This is a genomic window from Streptomyces sp. NBC_00094 (assembly GCF_026343125.1).
Lineage (GTDB): Bacteria > Actinomycetota > Actinomycetes > Streptomycetales > Streptomycetaceae > Streptomyces.
Map to the genome: position 1 here is coordinate 7,883,019 of NZ_JAPEMB010000001.1, position 12,774 is coordinate 7,895,792.

A 12,774-nucleotide genomic window follows, 5' to 3' on the forward strand; every position below is an offset into this window, starting at 1 on the left:
AGAACCCCATGAACGAGGACAGCACCGGCGGCGGCCCGTCCGCGCCGGGCAGTCAGTGGTACGACGCCGACGCCGGGCCGCTCGTACGTCCGTACGCGATGACCGGCGGGCGGACCCGACCGGGGCCCAGCAACGTACGGTTCGACCTCATCGCCCTCGTCATCGTCGACGACGATCCGCCCGGCGCCGCCGAGGAGAGCCTCCTCGGCCCCGAACACCGCTCCCTGCTCGCCCTGTGCCGGGCCGAGACGCAGTCGGTGGCCGAGCTCGCCGCCGACGCCGACCTGCCCGTCGGCGTCGTCCGGGTCCTCCTCGGCGACCTCCTCGAATCGGGCTTCGTCCGCGTCAGCAGGCCCGTACCCCCCGCACAGCTCCCCGACGAAAGAATCCTGAGGGAAGTCATCGATGGCCTACGAGCGCTCTGAGAGCACCGGCACCGGCACCGGAGTGGGCGACGGCGCGGACACCACCGCCCTCGCCCTGAAGATCCTGGTCGCGGGAGGATTCGGTGTGGGCAAGACCACCCTGGTCGGCGCCGTCAGCGAGATCCGGCCCCTGCGCACCGAGGAACGACTCAGCCGCGCCGGCGAACTCGTCGACGACACCGGCGGAGTCGACCAGAAGACCACCACGACCGTCGCCATGGACTTCGGCCGCATCACGATCCGCTCCGGGCTCTCCCTCTACCTCTTCGGTACCCCCGGGCAGGACCGGTTCTGGTTCCTGTGGGACGAGCTCTCGCAGGGCGCCCTGGGGGCCGTCGTGCTCGCCGACACCCGGCGCCTCGAGGACTGCTTCCCCGCCGTCGACTACTTCGAGCACCGGAAGATCCCCTTCGTCGTGGCCGTCAACTGCTTCACGGGCGCCCGTACCTACGGCGCGCACGAGGTCTCCCGCGCGCTCGACCTGGACCGGGGCACGCCCGTGGTGCTGTGTGACGCGCGCGACCGCGACTCCGGCAAGGAGGTGCTCATCCGGCTCGTCGAGTACGCCGGGCGGATGCACACCGCCCGGCTCCTCGACAGCGTCGGCTGAGAGCGCGGCCCCGCTCAGTCGGAGACGCCGCCCTGGGCGATCACCTTGTCGATCCGTACCCGGACGAGGAGTTCGCCCGGGACCCCGTTGCGGTCGCCGAACTCCTCCGCCCGCTCCTCGCCCATGTAGCGGGCGCCGAGACGGGCGGCCCAGTGGCGCAACTCCAGTGGGTCCTCGCTGAGTCGGGCGCGGCCGGTCAGGGTGACGAAGGCGAACGGCGGGGTGTCGTCGTCGACGCACAGCGACACCCGCCCGTCCCGGGCGAGATTGCGGCCCTTCACGGTGTCCTTGCCCGTGTTGAACACGAAGTCGTCGCCGTCGAGCAGGAACCAGACGGGCGCGACGTGGGGAGAACCGTCGTCACGGACGGTCGCCAGCTTGCCGGTGCGCGTCCCCGCGGACACGAAGGTCCGCCACTGATCCTCGGTCATTCTCGTCATGGCTCCCATCTTGCCGGGCGCTTCGGACATCGTGCGGCACGCGCGGGCGAGGTGCGGTGCTTGCCCTGTTCACGACAGTGCGTAAGGCTTGCGACGACACGCGGACCCGACGACTTGCGGGTCGACCGCGACGCACCACCAAGGGGGAGGGCCACACATGGCACTGGACAAGGGACTGGACTGGCTTCTCGACGATCTGACCCAGCGGGTCGGGTTCATACGGCACGCGCTGGTGCTGTCGAACGACGGTCTGGTGACGGGGGCGAGCAGCGGTCTCGCGCGCGAGGACGCCGAACACCTCGCGGCCGTCTCCTCAGGGCTGCACAGCCTGGCCAGGGGCTCGGGCCGGCACTTCCGGGCCGGCAGGGCCCGGCAGACGATGGTCGAGTTCGACGAGGCGCTCCTCTTCGTGACGGCGGCGGGCGAGGGCAGCTGCCTGTGCGTCCTCAGCGCGGCCGAGGCGGACGTCGGCCAGGTGGCGTACGAGATGACGCTGCTGGTCAACCGCGTCGGCGAGCACCTCGGCGTGGCGGCACGCCAGCCGGGCCGCCCGGGCGGCAGCGCACTCTGACGGAGCGTTGTCCACAGGGCGCTGTCCACAGCCCGCACGGATGTCGTCACTCTGCGTTACGGTCCTTCTTGTCGGATGACGAGAACGAGGGACCACGGACGTACGGGGGAGGGCCACGTGATGGCGGTGGACGAAGGCGCGCGCACGGTGACACCGGGCCAGGCGGCGGAAGAGCTGGAGCTGAGGCGCGGTGAGTTCCGGCTCGCGACGCAGCTGGGCCTGGTGAGGACGGTGCCGGTGGGCGAGGGGGAGCGGCGGCGGGTCGAGCGGACGGAGATCGACCGCCTCAGGGCCGCGCCGGACTTCCCCGAGGGCCTGCGTGAACGGGTGCGGGCGGTGGGCACCCGGGAGGCAGCCGCGCTGCTCTCGGTGCCCCAGGACCGGTTCACACGGCTGGCCAGGACGGGGCATCTCAGTCCGGTGCGGTTCTACCTGAACCGCTACCGGGCCGTCGTCTGGATGTATCTGGCGGCGGAGGTCTCCGAGTTCGCCCTCACTCACCCCGCGCTGCTCGCCGGACGGCTGCCCCAGGACGTACGCGAACGGCTCGACGCGCACGAGGACGCGCGGCCCAGGAACTGGCGGATGCGTCGGCTGGGACTGCTGCTCCGCGCCACCGACGACCCCTGGGTGCGGGCGGCCGCGATCGCCTCGATGCTCGACCCCGTCCACCTGGCGGAGGTCGTCGGCGATCCGTACGAGCGCGCCCACCTCGACCGGTTGCGCCCACTGCCGCAGCCCGCTCACGCGGTGTCGCCGGCCGCGCGGGAGGTCACCGACCGGCTCGCGCGGGCCGACGAGCCCGACGAAGTCCTCTGGCACCGGATGAGCCTGGCCCTCGCCCTGGAGGAGGCACGCGCGGACCGTCCGGCCCCGCGCCCGGGCGAGCCCCGGGCCCGCGTGCCGCTGCCACCGGCACGGTCGAGGCCGCCGCTGATCGCGCCACTACCTTCGACCCTCGGCGCCCCGGACGCGCCGGACACTCCTGGTGTGCCGGGCGTACGGCTGCCGGCGGTGCGTCCCCTGGTGGTGCGCCCGGCGGCGGTCGTCCCTCCGCGAGACGTTCCCGGACGCCCCCGCCTGCTCGACCGGCTCCTACGTCGTAAGGCGGCCGGTGCCGCGCGGGTCAGGGGAGGGAGGCGTCGAGCGGCCTGGCCGTGATGGCTCGGCGCGCGCTGGGGTCGGCATGCGCTGGGGTCGGCGTGCGGCGCGGTCGGCGTGCGGCGGAGAGGGGGTGTGGGGAGGATGGGCCCATGCTGCTCTCCCGTGTCGCGGAGGTGTCCCGTGAGGTCGCCGCCACCTCCGCGCGCTCCCGCAAGACCGGCCTGCTGGCCGAGCTCTTCGCGGAGGCCGTGCCCGAGGAGAGCCCCCTCGTCATCGCCTATCTCTCGGGTCGGCTTCCGCAGGGGAGGATCGGCGTCGGGTGGAGCGTCCTCAAGAACGTCGTGCCGCCGGCCGTCCCGCCCGCAGAGGTGCCCGCCCTCACGCTCGCGCGTGTCGACGCCGCACTCGACGAGCTCGCCGCCGTCTCCGGAGCGGGCGCCCGGGCGGAACGGGACCGGCAGGTCCGCGCGCTGTTCGCCGCCGCCACCCGCGACGAACAGGAGCTCCTGCTCCGGCTCCTTTCCGGGGACGTCCGGCAAGGGGCCCTCGACGCCGTCGCCCTGGAAGGCGTCGCCAAGGCCGCCACCGTGCCCGCCGCCGACCTGCGCCGCGCCGTCATGCTCGAAGGCTCGCTGCCCCGGGTCGCGCAGGCGGTCCTGGCCCACGGGGTCACCGCCCTCGACCGGTTCACGCTACGCGTCGGCAGCCCGGTCCAGCCCATGCTCGCGCACACCGCCGCCTCCGTCACCGAGGCGATCGCCGCCCTGGGGCCCTGCGTCGTGGAGGAGAAGCTCGACGGCATCCGGATCCAGGTGCACCGCCGCGGCGACGACGTACGGGTCCACACCCGGTCCCTCGACGACATCACCGACCGCCTGCCCGAGGTCGTCGCGGCCACCCGCGCCGTGCCCTCCGACGCGTTCATCCTCGACGGAGAGCTGATCGCCCTCGACCCCGGCACCGGGCGGCCCGTCTCCTTCCAGTCGATCGCCGGCCGGGTCGGCTCCCGTACCGACGTGGCCGGAGCACGGGCCGCCCTGCCGCTGACGCCCGTCTTCTTCGACGTGCTCGCCGCCGACGGCGAGAGCCTGATCGACCGGCCCGGCCGGGACCGTCACACCGTGCTCGCCCGGCTGCTCCCCGAGTCCCGGCGGATCCGCCGCCTCGTCGTCACGGAGCCGGCCGATCCCGCGCGGGTCGAGGACGCCGAGCGGTTCTTCACGGAGACCCTGGAACGAGGGCACGAAGGTGTCCTCGTCAAAGCCCTGGACGCGCCCTACGTGGCCGGCCGCCGGGGCCGCACCTGGCTGAAGGTGAAGCCCGTCCACACCCTCGACCTCGTCGTCCTCGCAGTCGAACGGGGCCACGGGCGCAGGACCGGGCTCCTCTCCAACCTCCACCTCGGTGCGCGCGGCGACGACGGCGGCTTCGTCATGCTGGGCAAGACGTTCAAGGGGCTCACCGACGAGATGCTCCGCTGGCAGACCGAGCGGCTCGGTGAACTCGCCGTGGAGGACGACGGGTTCACCGTACGGGTGCGGCCCGAGCTGGTCGTCGAGATCGCCTACGGCGGACTCCAGCGTTCGCCCCGGTACCCGGCGGGCGTCACCCTCCGGTTCGCCCGCGTCGTACGCCACCGCCCCGACAAGCCGGCCTCGGAGGCCGACTCCATGGCGGCGGTCACGGGCCGCGGCTGAGGGCGGGGGAGCGGGACCTCGCGGGAGGCCGCCCCGCGAGGGATGCTGGAAACGTGGCACGAGGGTGCGTGGCACGAGGGTGCGGGGCGCGACGAGCGCCGCGGGCCGCGAGGAGATGAGCGACGTGTACGACTTGCACATCGACACCGATGTCACGGTGCAGCTCAGCGATTGCTGCCGGGAGGACGCCCAGGCCGTCTTCGACGTCCTCGACCGCGTCTACCAGCTGGAGGACATGGAGACCCCGAGCCCGCAGAAGGTGACGAGTCCCGCCACCACCGTCTGGGTCGCCACCTTCGACACGGCCGCCGGGCGGCACGAGGACGTGGTCCCCACCCGTCTGTCCGCACCGGTCGGTGCCACGCTCACCGGCGGCTACCACGCCGTCGACGAGGTCGAGCGGGTGCTCGCCTCCGGATTCGACATCCAGTCCCTGCAGTCGGTCTCCGGCGACCAGGAGACCGAGGCGCGGCTGCTGCTCGCCTCCCGCTGAGGGACGAGGTACGGACACCCCGGGCGGAGCGGACGGGCTCCGCCCGGGGCTCGGGCATGCCCGTAGGACCCCCCTGCGATCATCGGTATACACCGTGTGTAGAGTCCCTGACGTCGCATGATCCGTCCTGACCAGGCGGTGGCGACGGTACCGACGTCATCACAGGGAAAGCGGGTTCCAGCATGTTCCGATTCAGGCCGGGCAGCCGCAGGGGGACGGCCGTCGCCCTGCTCGCCGCCACATCGCTGATGCTGACGCTCGGCGGCTGCGGCGTCGACCGGGTCACCCCGCGGGACGCGCGGGGGAAGGCCAGGACGGATGACAAGGGGGGCACCGGAACGCGTCGCGTCGACTGCGCCAAGGTGAAGTGCATAGCCCTGACCTTCGACGCGGGGCCGGGCAAGGACACGCCCCGGCTCCTCGACATCCTCAAGGAGAAGCGGGTCCCCGCCACCTTCTTCCTGCTCGGCAGGAATCACGTCGACCGCTACCCCCGGGTGGTCAAGCGGATCGCCGACGAGGGACACGAGGTCGCCAACCACACCTGGAGCCACCGGATACTCACCGACCTCGACGAGGCCGGGATACGCGAGGAGCTGTCCCTCACCCAGACGGCCGTGGAGAGGATCACCGGCCACAGGCCGACCCTGATGCGCCCGCCGCAGGGCCGCACCGACGACACGGTCTCCGAGATCAGCAAGGAACTCGGTCTCGCCCAGATCCTGTGGAGCGTCACCGCCAAGGACTTCTCCACCACCGACTCCGCGTTGATACGCCAGCGGGTCCTGGAACAGGCGCAGGCCGACGGGATCATCCTGCTCCACGACATCTACGACGGGACGGTGCCGGCCGTCCCGTCCATCATCGACGAGCTCACGCGCCGGGGCTTCACCTTCGTGACGGTGCCCGAACTCCTCGCGCCCGGAAGGGCCGAGCCGGGGGCCGTCTACGGTCCCGAGAAGGACTGACGAGACCTGGTGAAACCGGGTGAGGTGCCTCACACCGCCCACACGGGGGTGCACGGAACATTCGGGATACGTTTACCGTTCCTATGTATGTGACTGTGAAGGGGTCTGGTCCCCAAGGTCCCCCCCTAGAGGTGACCGCTCTTCGCCGTCACGGCTCACGGCCCCGGTTGGAATCCCCCGTCCAACCGGGGCTTTGCCGTTCCCGGAACCACCGGAGCCCTCACGCGGAGGCGAAACGGCGCACGAGAGGCGCGTGACCCGGCGCGTTCGACCCGTTCGAGTGAGCCTCGGCATGGCCTCCCCCTCCCCGGGCAGTGATCTTCCCGGGCCCTCCGCACGCTGACCGGAGCCCCGCCGACCTGGGACGTTCGAAGGGGGACTCCATGTTCCGCAGGACACCGCGTGCCCGCCGCGCGCTCGTCACCGCCGCCGCCTCACTGCTCCTCTCCGGCTGCGCCGTGATCGGACCGAACGGGCCGGGAGAGCCCGGTGTCCCGGCCGATCGAGCCGCCCAGGACACCCTCCTGAAGGCTGCCGAGCACCGGCTCGCCGTGGACTGTCTCGCGGATCGGGGCCTCACCCTCACGGCCCGCGCCCGCTCCCCGGCCGAGGACCGGACCCTCCAGGCCGCGCTCTTCGGAGCGGGGCCCAGCGAGCTCTCCGTCACGCTCGCCACAGGCGCCACCGTCACCGCCCACGAGGACGGCTGCCTCGCCACCGCGCGGGGCCGGCTCTACGGCGACCCACGCCGCTGGTTCAGGGCCCAGGTCACCGTCGACAACCTCCGCGCGGAGGCCCAGGCCCGGGTCCGCGACGACCCCGCCCACCAGGAGGCGCTCGCCCGGTGGACCCGGTGCGCCACCCCGCCCGGCCGACCCCGTCCCGACCGTCCCGATCCGGCCGTCGGAGCCCGCTGTGCCCGTGAGAGCGGACTCGGCGACGTCCGCGCACGGCTGGAGGCCGTCGAGCTGCTCGCCGTGCGGGCCCTGCACCGCGACGAGCTCACCGCATACCGGCAGCTGCGCGACCGCGCACTGCTGCGGGCAGTCGAGCTGTCCGCGCCCACCCATCCGCAGAAAGGCCACGACCACTCGTGAAGCGCATTCTCTCCCTCTCCGCGGCGGCCCTGCTCGCCGTCACCGCAGGCCTCGCCCTCTCCACCTCCGCAGGGGCCGCCGAATGCCCCAGCGGAGAGTTCTGCGTCTGGCAGGACTCGGACTTCGGCGGCCAGCGTGCCAACTGGGGCGGGGACGACGGCTGGTGGGAGAGCTGGATCTCCGACACCGACTCCTCCTGGGCCAACCACGGCATCTCGGGACCCGGCATCAAGGACCATGTCCGGGTCTACGAGAGCGCCTGGCAGGGCGGCAGCATGACCGTCTGTCTCGCACCGGGCCAGGAGGTCGGCTACAACGGCGCCGCCAACGACCGAGGGGACTCCCACATCTGGTCGACCGGCTGCTGACCCGTCTCCGCCCCGTCAGCCACGGCCGAGGGGACCGCCCGGGTGGCGCAGGGCGGAGGCCAGCATCAGTCCGGCGCCGCGGACGACGCTCGTCGACGGGTCGTTCGCCAGCCGCAGACGGGCTCGGAGGAGGTGGGCCAGTCGGCCGGTGACGTCGAGCCGCAGTGCGCCGCCGCCGGTCACCAGGACGCCCCGACGCAGCGCGCCGCGGACGGCCCCGGTGCGGTCGTGGCGCCACAGGTCGCTGACCATGTCGGCGGCCGTCCCGGCGATCGCCTCCGGCACCCGTCCCGCCTCCGGTATGTCGTCGACGCCCACCTCGGCCAGTCGCGCGTCCTCGACGAGACCGTCGACGACCAGCGTGACCTCGGTCAACTGGGCGCCGAGGTCGACCACGAGGAGGGGGCCGCCGCCGGGCGGGGCGGCATAGGCCGCGGCGGCGCGGGCGCTGTCCACGGCGATGACCCGTGCCGGGCCGAGCCCGTCCACCATCCGGCGCGCGGCCTCCCGTTCCGCCGGGGCGGCGAGCACCGGGTGGGTCAGCATGACGACGGTGTCGTGCCCGCCGTCACCCGGAGCCGAGGCGGTCAGCCGACGCAGCAACCGGAGCTGGGAGTCCGCGTCGGTCACACGGCCACGCCGTACGGGACCGCTCGGAACGTCCGCGAAGACGCCCGCCCCCGGGGCCCAGGCCCGGGTCCGCGAGCTGCCGATGTCGAGGGCGATCCCGCGCACCGGCCGTCGCCCCGTGCCCCGATCGCCGCCGGCTGATCCGAACGATCCCATCGCTTCCGTCCTTCGCTCCGTACCCGCTGATTGCGAGGCCGATACGGGCCTTCACTATGCAGTATCAGCAGCGTAATCGCCATGCTGCTTGGGTATCGAAGGGAACGGAGGGGAGCTGTCAGACCTCGGCGCCGAGCCACAGGTCGGGGCCGAACACCTCGTAGTGGATGTCGGACGCGGCGGTGCCGCGGGTGAGGAGGTCGCCGCGGACCGTGCGCAGGAAGGGCAGCGGCCCGCAGAGGTACGCCGTCGTTCCCTCCGGCAGGTCGAGCGCCGTGACGTCGGCGCGGCCCTGGCGGGCCGCGGAGTCCTCGCCCGGCTCCTCGTACCAGAGGTGCAACGCCCCCTCCGGCAGCGCCTCGACGAGGCGGCGCAGCTCGGCGGCGTGCGCGTGGGATGCGGGGGAGCGGTCCGCGTGCGCGACCACGACCTGGCGGGTCGAACCGGTGGCCGCGAGGTGGTCGAGCATGGCCAGCATCGGGGTGCTGCCGATACCGGCGGAGGCGAGCAGCAACGGGCCGTCACCCTCGGGCAGGACCAGGTCGCCGAAGGGCGCCGACACCTCCACGGTGTCGCCCGCGCCCGCGTGGGCGTGCAGCCAGGAGGAGACTTCGCCCGCCGGGTCGCCGTCGACCCGCTTGACCGTGATCCGCCAGTGCGGGTGTCCGGGCGCGGCGGAGAGGCTGTACTGGCGGATCTGTCGGGCACCGTCGGGCAGGGTGACCTGGACGCTCACGTACTGACCGGGCCGGAAGGCGACCGTGGGGGTCCCGTCGGTGGGGCGCAGGACGAAGGAGACGGTGTCGGGGGTCTCCTCGTTCCGCTCGGCGATCTCCATCCGCCGCCAGACCTCGCCCTCGGGGACGCCGGTCTCCTGGTAGAGGCGTGCCTCCACCGCGATGAGGGCGTTGGCCATCAGCCAGTACACCTCGTCCCAGGCCTGGGCGACCTCCGGGGTCACCGCCTCGCCGAGGACCTCGACGATCGCGGCGAAGAGGTGCTCGTGCACGACCTTGTACTGCTCGGCGGTGACGCCGAGCGAGGCGTGCTTGTGCGCGATGCGGGACAGCATCAGGTCGGGACGGCTGCCCGGGTTGTCGAGGAGCGCGACGGCGAAGGCGGCTATGGAGCCGGCCAGTGCCTTCCGCTGGTCGCCGTTGGCCTGGTTCCCCCGGTTGAACAGATCGCGCAGCAGCTCGGGGTGGGCGGCGAAGAGCCGCGCGTAGAAGCGCTCGGTGATCTCGTCGAGCGCGCCGCCGACGGCGGGCAGAGTGGCACGGACGACCGGAGTGGCCTGCTCGGACAGCATGGGAACTCTCAATCTGGTAGATGATCTGCGTATTTAAACCCACACGGCCCTCGGAGAGGGGCGCGCACGTTCAGGGGGACGGGGAGGCGGGCGACGAGGGGCGAGAAGTGAGGGAGAGGAGCAGGGGCCCCGTCGGCGAGGTCACGAGATCCGCCACGGTCAGCGGATCCAGCACCCGGTAGAACGCCTCCTGCGCCTCGCGCAGCGCACCCCGCAGTCGACAGGCCGTACGCAGCGGACACGGGGGGTCGCCCTCGCAGCCGACGACCTCCTCCTCGCCCTCCAGGGTGCGGGTCAGCCAGCCCACCGAGGAACGCCGGCCCAGCTCCGTCAGGGCCAGACCGCCGCCGCGACCACGCCGCGCCTCGACCACGCCGAGGTGCTGGAGTCGTGTGACGACCTTCGCCATGTGGGCGTAGGGCACGTCCATCGACTCCGCCACCTCGCGGGTGGTGACGGACTCCTCCTGCGCGGTGACCGCCAGGCGCATCACGGCACGGAGCGCCAGGTCGGTGAACTTCGTCAGCCTCACGATCCGACCGTATCAAAGACGTATCTCGGGTACGCATTAAGGGGTGGCCTGTCACCGAGCGGTGACGGGCCACCCCTTCGCGTCTGCGTCAGGCCAGGACCTTGGCCTTCGCCTTCTCGAACTCCTCCGCCGTGATGGAGCCCTTCTCCTTCAGCTCCGCGAGCCGCGCCAGTTCGGCGGCTGCGCCGCCGCCCGCCGGCGTCGCACCGGCCGTCTTGCGGATGTAGTCCTGGAACGCGGCCTCGGAGGCCTTGGCCTGCTTGACGTCACGCTGCCCCATGCTCTTGCCCCGGGCGATGACGTACACGAGCACGCCGAGGTAGGGGAGCAGGATGCAGAAGATCAGCCAGCCGGCCTTCCCCCAGCCGCCCAGGTCGTGGTCACGGAAGATGTCAGTGATCACCTTGAACAGCAGGAAGAGCCACATGATCCAGAGGAAGAACCACAGCATGGTCCAGAAGAGGTCGAGAAGGGGGTAGTCGTCCATGCCTGCACACTCCGTTCCCGTGCGGACCTGGAGGTCCGGCGTCAGGGCGAGTCTCGTGCAGGTGCCCCGCTTCCGCATGTCGGAGCGGCCCGACGTGCGACCCGACGCCCGCCGTGTTCGGATGATGGCCGAGGACCACATGAGGAACGGAGCAACATGGGGCCGGTGGAATGTGTCGTGCTCGCCTTCCCGGGGGAGCGGCTGAAGGTGGCGGCGGTGACGGCCGTCGCGGAACTGCGCAGAGCGGGCCAGGTGAGGCTGATCGACTCGCTCGTCGTCGTCAAGTCCGAGTCGGGGGAGGTGTCCACCTCCGAACTCGTCGAGTACGAGGAGTACGACGAGGCCACCGCCGTGATCGGGCCCGAGGCGAACCTGCTCGGCCCCGAGGACGCGGCCGAGGCGGCCGAGACCCTCGAACCGGGCACCAGTGCGCTCATGCTGCTCGTCGAGCACGTCTGGGCCACGCGTGCGGCGGAGGCGATCCATGACGCGGGTGGCCGGATCTCCGGCACCGTACGCATCCCGCCCCACCACGTCCAACAGGCCCTGGAGGCCCACAGCGAGGCCGTGGCCGCCGCCGCTGCCGGAAGGAGCTGACCGATGTTCATGCGACGCCGCCCCCTCATGCGCCCGGTCGTCCGGCCCCGCGGAGCACCCCTGCTGCGCGGCGCCCTCGTCGGCGGCGCGGCCTACGCGGCGGGCCGCAGCTCCGCCCGCTCCGCGCGCCGCGAACAGGACCAGGAGGAGGCCATCGCCGACCTCCAGGCGCAGCAGCAGCAACCACAGCAACCGCCGCCGCCCGCCGCGGCCCCGCCCGCGGCTGCGCCGGGCTCCGGAGCGCCTTCCACGGTGACCGACCAGTTGACCCGGCTCGGCGAACTCGCCCAGCAAGGCCTGCTCACCCCCGAGGAGTTCGCGGCGGCCAAGGCGAAACTCCTCGGCGTCTGAGGCGGTTCAGGGTCGCCTCGCAGCCGACTACCAGCCGGCTAGGGAGCGGTGGGCCGTCCGGGGTAGTCGCGCGCGCCGCTCACGTCCCCGACGGCCGCGGCTGCTCCGGCGGAACCGAGCTCTCGGCAACCGCCATCCACTGGTCCAGGTCGGCCTGGGTGAACTCCGTCCACGGTGGGACTCCGGGGAGCCGGCGGAGGAGGTCGTAGGCCTCGGCGATCCGGGCTCCGCGGAGGACCGGGCAGTGGCAGCCTGCGATGACCTCGGCGTTCAGCTGCTCGAAGTCACTGACGACCGCCCCGAACTTCTGGGCGTCCAGCAGGGCGACCCACGGGGAGACCAGCCTTCCGCCGAAGAACTGGCCGTCGCGGAACTCGTCCGGCGACAGCGCCGCCATGTCGGGCATAGGGGTCGGCACGTTCGTGGCGAAGGTGTCCACGGCCCACAGGACGCCGGCCTTCGTGTCGAAGAGGGCACGGGTCGTGGGGTTGTCGAACAGAGGTGGTCGCTTGGCGACCAGCGTACGGTCGCCCACGTCGATCGTGTCGCCGTCGGTCATGAAGCGGCACCGGTTGATCGGGGTCTCCCACTCCTCGGCCATGCGGCCGATGGAGAACCATGTCGTCAACAGGGTCGCGTTCGGGCATTCGGCGAGGACCGCCAGCAGGTTGCCCGCGTGGTCGCGGTCGTCGTGGGTGAGGAAGATCCACCGCACGTCCAGGGGATCCACGATGGACCAGGCTGCCTCCAGCCACTGGGAGCGCACTGCGGGCGCCCCGGTGTCCACGAGGACCGGTTCGGCTCCCCGGATCACCATCGAGTTCATCGGGAAGTGGCCGACCGGTGGTGCCTCAAGGGCCCACGGGATGACGAACGTCTCCTCGGCGATCTTGTACGGCTGCAGAAGACTGAAACTCTCCATGGTTGTCATCGCTGCTC

The 12,774-nt window shown here is 72.2% G+C and carries 17 protein-coding genes; 11 read left to right on the forward strand and 6 right to left on the reverse strand.

Annotated features, from left to right (window positions below):
- Positions 1 to 8: 8 nt before the first annotated feature.
- The gene (locus tag OG580_RS34705; RefSeq protein ID WP_267047622.1) at positions 9 to 425 is read left to right on the forward strand and encodes a DUF742 domain-containing protein; all 417 of its coding nucleotides are present in this window, start codon (positions 9 to 11) and stop codon (positions 423 to 425) included.
- Positions 406 to 1,035: an ATP/GTP-binding protein gene (locus tag OG580_RS34710; RefSeq protein WP_267047623.1), complete on the forward strand. Its 630-nt coding sequence runs from the start codon at positions 406 to 408 to the stop codon at positions 1,033 to 1,035. The genes OG580_RS34705 and OG580_RS34710 overlap by 20 nt, the downstream gene beginning before the upstream one ends.
- A gap of 14 nt (positions 1,036 to 1,049) precedes the next feature.
- On the opposite strand, the gene OG580_RS34715 is transcribed toward OG580_RS34710, so the two are convergent.
- Positions 1,050 to 1,484 (reverse strand): PPOX class F420-dependent oxidoreductase, encoded by a 435-nt coding sequence (locus tag OG580_RS34715; RefSeq protein WP_267048227.1) that lies wholly within the window; start codon positions 1,482 to 1,484, stop codon positions 1,050 to 1,052.
- 148 nt (positions 1,485 to 1,632) lie between these two features.
- Here OG580_RS34715 and OG580_RS34720 point away from each other — a divergent pair, with 148 nt between their 5' ends.
- The 7 genes from OG580_RS34720 (at position 1,633) to OG580_RS34750 (ending at position 7,773) form a co-directional block, all read left to right on the forward strand.
- The gene (locus OG580_RS34720) at positions 1,633 to 2,046 is read left to right on the forward strand and encodes a roadblock/LC7 domain-containing protein (protein WP_267047624.1); all 414 of its coding nucleotides are present in this window, start codon (positions 1,633 to 1,635) and stop codon (positions 2,044 to 2,046) included.
- Positions 2,047 to 2,166: 120 nt separating this feature from the next.
- Complete coding sequence (locus OG580_RS34725) at positions 2,167 to 3,207, forward strand: DUF6397 family protein (RefSeq protein WP_267047625.1); 1,041 nt, start codon at positions 2,167 to 2,169, stop codon at positions 3,205 to 3,207.
- Positions 3,208 to 3,299: 92 nt separating this feature from the next.
- Entirely contained in the window at positions 3,300 to 4,847 is a 1,548-nt protein-coding gene (locus OG580_RS34730; RefSeq protein ID WP_267047626.1) for an ATP-dependent DNA ligase, read from the forward strand.
- Between the two features lie 115 nt (positions 4,848 to 4,962).
- Positions 4,963 to 5,340 (forward strand): hypothetical protein, encoded by a 378-nt coding sequence (locus OG580_RS34735; protein WP_267048228.1) that lies wholly within the window; start codon positions 4,963 to 4,965, stop codon positions 5,338 to 5,340.
- Positions 5,341 to 5,522: 182 nt separating this feature from the next.
- Positions 5,523 to 6,308, forward strand: a complete 786-nt coding sequence (locus OG580_RS34740) for a polysaccharide deacetylase family protein (RefSeq protein WP_267047627.1) — start codon at positions 5,523 to 5,525, stop codon at positions 6,306 to 6,308.
- A 383-nt stretch (positions 6,309 to 6,691) separates the two neighbouring features.
- A complete protein-coding gene (locus OG580_RS34745) occupies positions 6,692 to 7,405 on the forward strand; it encodes a hypothetical protein (protein WP_267047628.1) in 714 nt (237 codons plus the stop codon).
- Entirely contained in the window at positions 7,402 to 7,773 is a 372-nt protein-coding gene (locus OG580_RS34750) for a peptidase inhibitor family I36 protein (RefSeq protein ID WP_267047629.1), read from the forward strand. Before OG580_RS34745 ends, OG580_RS34750 begins: the two co-directional genes overlap by 4 nt.
- A 15-nt stretch (positions 7,774 to 7,788) precedes the next feature.
- Here the strand turns inward: OG580_RS34750 and OG580_RS34755 are convergent, their stop codons facing one another.
- The 4 genes from OG580_RS34755 to OG580_RS34770 form a co-directional block, all read right to left on the reverse strand.
- The gene (locus OG580_RS34755) at positions 7,789 to 8,508 is read right to left on the reverse strand and encodes a rod shape-determining protein (RefSeq protein WP_267047630.1); all 720 of its coding nucleotides are present in this window, start codon (positions 8,506 to 8,508) and stop codon (positions 7,789 to 7,791) included.
- A 169-nt stretch (positions 8,509 to 8,677) separates the two neighbouring features.
- Positions 8,678 to 9,868, reverse strand: a complete 1,191-nt coding sequence (locus tag OG580_RS34760; RefSeq protein ID WP_267047631.1) for a globin domain-containing protein — start codon at positions 9,866 to 9,868, stop codon at positions 8,678 to 8,680.
- Positions 9,869 to 9,938: 70 nt separating this feature from the next.
- On the reverse strand, positions 9,939 to 10,400 hold the full coding sequence (locus OG580_RS34765; RefSeq protein ID WP_267047632.1) for an Rrf2 family transcriptional regulator: 462 nt from the start codon (positions 10,398 to 10,400) through the stop codon (positions 9,939 to 9,941).
- Between the two features lie 88 nt (positions 10,401 to 10,488).
- Positions 10,489 to 10,887: an SHOCT domain-containing protein gene (locus tag OG580_RS34770; protein WP_267047633.1), complete on the reverse strand. Its 399-nt coding sequence runs from the start codon at positions 10,885 to 10,887 to the stop codon at positions 10,489 to 10,491.
- 156 nt (positions 10,888 to 11,043) lie between these two features.
- On the opposite strand from OG580_RS34770, the gene OG580_RS34775 reads away from it, so the two are divergent.
- A complete protein-coding gene (locus OG580_RS34775; protein WP_267047634.1) occupies positions 11,044 to 11,484 on the forward strand; it encodes a DUF6325 family protein in 441 nt (146 codons plus the stop codon).
- Positions 11,485 to 11,487: 3 nt separating this feature from the next.
- On the forward strand, positions 11,488 to 11,835 hold the full coding sequence (locus OG580_RS34780) for an SHOCT domain-containing protein (protein ID WP_267047635.1): 348 nt from the start codon (positions 11,488 to 11,490) through the stop codon (positions 11,833 to 11,835).
- 79 nt (positions 11,836 to 11,914) lie between these two features.
- Here OG580_RS34780 and OG580_RS34785 read toward each other — a convergent pair whose 3' ends face one another.
- Positions 11,915 to 12,766 carry an MBL fold metallo-hydrolase gene (locus OG580_RS34785; RefSeq protein ID WP_267047636.1) on the reverse strand — a complete coding sequence of 284 codons (852 nt, stop codon included), beginning with the start codon at positions 12,764 to 12,766 and terminating at the stop codon, positions 11,915 to 11,917.
- Positions 12,767 to 12,774 lie beyond the last annotated feature (8 nt).

Coding starts and splice junctions, on each gene's coding strand:
- OG580_RS34735 (WP_267048228.1), top strand. CDS start 4,963: ATGAGCGACGTGTACGACTTGCACATCGACACCGATGTCACGGTGCAG.
- OG580_RS34705 (WP_267047622.1), top strand. CDS start 9: ATGAACGAGGACAGCACCGGCGGCGGCCCGTCCGCGCCGGGCAGTCAG.
- OG580_RS34720 (WP_267047624.1), top strand. CDS start 1,633: ATGGCACTGGACAAGGGACTGGACTGGCTTCTCGACGATCTGACCCAG.
- OG580_RS34745 (WP_267047628.1), top strand. CDS start 6,692: ATGTTCCGCAGGACACCGCGTGCCCGCCGCGCGCTCGTCACCGCCGCC.
- OG580_RS34710 (WP_267047623.1), top strand. CDS start 406: ATGGCCTACGAGCGCTCTGAGAGCACCGGCACCGGCACCGGAGTGGGC.
- OG580_RS34775 (WP_267047634.1), top strand. CDS start 11,044: ATGGGGCCGGTGGAATGTGTCGTGCTCGCCTTCCCGGGGGAGCGGCTG.
- OG580_RS34715 (WP_267048227.1), bottom strand. CDS start 1,484: ATGGGAGCCATGACGAGAATGACCGAGGATCAGTGGCGGACCTTCGTG.
- OG580_RS34785 (WP_267047636.1), bottom strand. CDS start 12,766: ATGACAACCATGGAGAGTTTCAGTCTTCTGCAGCCGTACAAGATCGCC.
- OG580_RS34780 (WP_267047635.1), top strand. CDS start 11,488: ATGTTCATGCGACGCCGCCCCCTCATGCGCCCGGTCGTCCGGCCCCGC.
- OG580_RS34770 (WP_267047633.1), bottom strand. CDS start 10,887: ATGGACGACTACCCCCTTCTCGACCTCTTCTGGACCATGCTGTGGTTC.
- OG580_RS34725 (WP_267047625.1), top strand. CDS start 2,167: ATGGCGGTGGACGAAGGCGCGCGCACGGTGACACCGGGCCAGGCGGCG.
- OG580_RS34730 (WP_267047626.1), top strand. CDS start 3,300: ATGCTGCTCTCCCGTGTCGCGGAGGTGTCCCGTGAGGTCGCCGCCACC.
- OG580_RS34760 (WP_267047631.1), bottom strand. CDS start 9,868: ATGCTGTCCGAGCAGGCCACTCCGGTCGTCCGTGCCACTCTGCCCGCC.
- OG580_RS34740 (WP_267047627.1), top strand. CDS start 5,523: ATGTTCCGATTCAGGCCGGGCAGCCGCAGGGGGACGGCCGTCGCCCTG.